Consider the following 2,116-nt stretch of genomic DNA (forward strand, 5'->3'; position numbering starts at 1 on the left):
ACCACGGTCGTCTTGCCCGCGCCGTTCGGCCCGAGGAGGGAGAAGATCGTGCCGGCCGGCACGGTCAGGTCGATGCCGTCGAGGACGGTCTTGTCGCCGTACGCCTTGCGCAGCCCGGTGGCCGCGATCGCCGGCTGCTCGCCGGTGTGAGTGGTTGTCGTCATGCCGCAGAGCTTGCGGCCGGGGCGGTTCAGAACGGCTTCAGCGCGGTTTCAGTGCGCCGGGCCGCGGTTTCAGGAAGGCCGAGCGACGGTTTCGGAGTGGCGGAGCGGCGGCTTGCGGGCCGTGAAACCCCAGGTCGGCGCCGCTCACGCCTCGAACCGGTACCCCATCCCCGGCTCGGTGATCAGATACCGGGGATGCGAGGGATCCGTCTCCAGCTTCCGCCGGAGTTGGGCCATGTACACGCGCAGATAGTTCGTCTTGTTGCTGCGGGTCACCCCCCAGACCTCCTGGAGCAGGTGTTTCTGGGTGATCAGGCGGCCCGGGTTGGTGATCAGGATCTCCAGGAGGTGCCATTCGGTGGGGGTGAGCCGGATGTCCCGGCCGTCGCGGACGGCCCGCTTGGCGAGCAGGTCGACGGTGAAGTCGGCGGTCTCCACCAGGGTCGGTCCGGTGTCGGCCGGCACCTCCTCGGTACGGCGGACCGCCGCCCGCAGCCGGGCGAGGAGTTCGTCCATGCTGAACGGCTTGGTGACGTAGTCGTCGGCGCCCGCGTCGAGGGCGGCGACCTTCTCCTCGGAGGCCTGCCGGGCCGAGAGCACCAGGATCGGTACGCGGCTCCAGCTCCGTAGGCCCCTGATGACCTCGACCCCGTCCATGTCGGGCAGGCCGAGGTCGAGGACCACCACGTCCGGCCGGCCGGTGGCCGCCAGCCGGAGGGCCGTGGCGCCGTCGGGCGCCGCGTCCACTCCGTACCGGCGGGCCTGCATGTTGATCACGAGCGCTCTCACGAGCTGGGGGTCGTCTTCCACGACCAGCACCCGGGTCATCAACTTCCCTTGGTCACAAGGTCCTTGAGGGCGATGTTGAGTTCGAGGACGTTGACCCGGGGCTCGCCCATGAAGCCGAGGGTGCGGCCCTCGGTGTGGTCCTTCACCAGCTTCTCCACCTGGGCGACCGGGAGGTCGTTCTTCTCGGCGATCCGGTGCACCTGGAGCTCGGCGTAGGCCGGGGAGATGTCCGGGTCGAGGCCGGAGCCGGAGGAGGTGACGGCGTCGGCGGGGACCTGGGAGGGCTTGACGGTGTAGCCGGGCACGGAGTTGTCCTTGACGACCTTGGCCTTCGCGTCCTCCACCTGCTTGATCAGCACCTTGCTGTCGGCGGAGAGGTTGGTGGCGCCGGACAGGATCAGCTTGTACTGCGTGTTGACCGAGTTCTCACCGAGTCCGTTGGCCGGGCGCGGCTGGAAGTAGTCGAGGCTGTAGCCCTGTTGGCCGATCAGGGACGAACCCACCACCTTGCCCGCCGACTTGATCTCGGAGCCGTTCGCCTTGTTGTTGAACAGCCCCTGGGCGATGCCGGTGACCACCAGCGGATAGATGACGCCGGTCACCAGGGTCAGCACGAGGAGGGCACGCAGGCCCGCCCCTAGCAACCGGGCCGTGTTGGATACCGAGTTGTTCATGGCTTCAGCCGATTCCGGGGATGAGTGAGATGAGCAGGTCGATGATCTTGATGCCGATGAACGGGACGATCAGTCCGCCGATGCCGTAGATCGCGAGGTTGCGCCGCAGCATCTTGTCCGCGCTGACCGGCCGGTACTGCACGCCCCGCAGGGACAGCGGCACCAGCGCGATGATGACCAGCGCGTTGAAGATGACGGCCGACAGGATCGCGGAGTCCGGCGAGGACAGGTGCATGATGTTGAGCTTGTCCAGGCCCGGGTAGACCGCCGCGAACAGCGCCGGGATGATCGCGAAGTACTTCGCGACGTCGTTGGCGATGGAGAACGTCGTCAACGCGCCCCGGGTGATGAGGAGTTGCTTGCCGATCTCGACGATCTCGATGAGCTTGGTCGGGTTCCGGGATCAGCCGGGTCATCTCCGTCACTTGCGTCGACAGGGTCTCGACCTCGTGCCTGAAGTGTTCGTTGTGGGTGCGCAGTCGGAGATCG

The 2,116-nt window shown here is 67.2% G+C and carries 3 protein-coding genes and 1 pseudogene; all 4 read right to left on the reverse strand.

The genetic code is table 11. The annotated features are described in order from the left end of the window. Positions 1-164, reverse strand: a 164-nt coding sequence (locus ACWDR3_RS47655; RefSeq protein ID WP_450358933.1) for an ATP-binding cassette domain-containing protein, incomplete at its 3' end; no start/stop codon positions are given. A 144-nt stretch (positions 165-308) separates the two neighbouring features. After that, positions 309-992, reverse strand: coding sequence for a response regulator (locus tag ACWDR3_RS47660; RefSeq protein ID WP_450358931.1), 684 nt, complete (start codon positions 990-992; stop codon positions 309-311). Beyond that, positions 992-1,627, reverse strand: coding sequence for a potassium-transporting ATPase subunit C (locus ACWDR3_RS47665; RefSeq protein WP_450358932.1), 636 nt, complete (start codon positions 1,625-1,627; stop codon positions 992-994). Before ACWDR3_RS47665 ends, ACWDR3_RS47660 begins: the two co-directional genes overlap by 1 nt. Before the next feature lie 4 nt (positions 1,628-1,631). Then, positions 1,632-2,024, reverse strand: a pseudogene (locus ACWDR3_RS47670) (potassium-transporting ATPase subunit B); the annotation flags it as partial. Between the last annotated feature and the right edge of the window lie 92 nt (positions 2,025-2,116).

This window comes from Streptomyces sp. NPDC001002 (assembly GCF_053599215.1).

Coding starts and splice junctions, on each gene's coding strand:
- ACWDR3_RS47660 (WP_450358931.1), bottom strand. CDS start 992: ATGACCCGGGTGCTGGTCGTGGAAGACGACCCCCAGCTCGTGAGAGCG.
- ACWDR3_RS47665 (WP_450358932.1), bottom strand. CDS start 1,627: ATGAACAACTCGGTATCCAACACGGCCCGGTTGCTAGGGGCGGGCCTG.